Annotated in this window: 1 pseudogene; it reads right to left on the bottom strand. The window is 64.4% G+C overall.

Annotated elements, in window-relative coordinates:
• Positions 1–396, bottom strand: a pseudogene (locus D7Y13_RS44460) (glycogen debranching protein GlgX); the annotation flags it as partial.

Below are 396 nucleotides of genomic sequence, written 5' to 3'. Positions count from 1 at the left end.
GTCATGGGCGGTGACGAAGTTGATCGAGGCGTAGGGCTTGCGCCCGTCATCCTCGTACAGGTCCGCCGAACCGGTGAACCTGGAGGCGAACTCGCCGAGGGTGGCGTCCTGGCCGCGCCAGAAGTCGCGCACCTGGTCCCGGTACTTGCCGTTCCACTCGGTCCAGACCGGCGGGAAACCACCGACGTTGTAACCGCCCTCACCGATGTCCCACGGCTCGGCGATCAGCTTCACCTGACTGATGATCGGGTCCTGCTGCACCAGGTCGAAGAACGCCGACAGCCGATCGACCTCGTGGAACTGCCGGGCCAGCGAACTGGCCAGGTCGAAGCGGAAGCCGTCCACGTGCATCTCGGTGACCCAGTACCGCAACGAATCCATGATCATCTGCAGCAC

It is taken from the genome of Corallococcus praedator (assembly GCF_003612125.1).
Classification (GTDB): Bacteria; Myxococcota; Myxococcia; order Myxococcales; family Myxococcaceae; genus Corallococcus; species Corallococcus praedator.
Note: the sequence above shows the minus strand (reverse complement) of the source record. Positions and strands in the feature narration are given on the sequence as shown.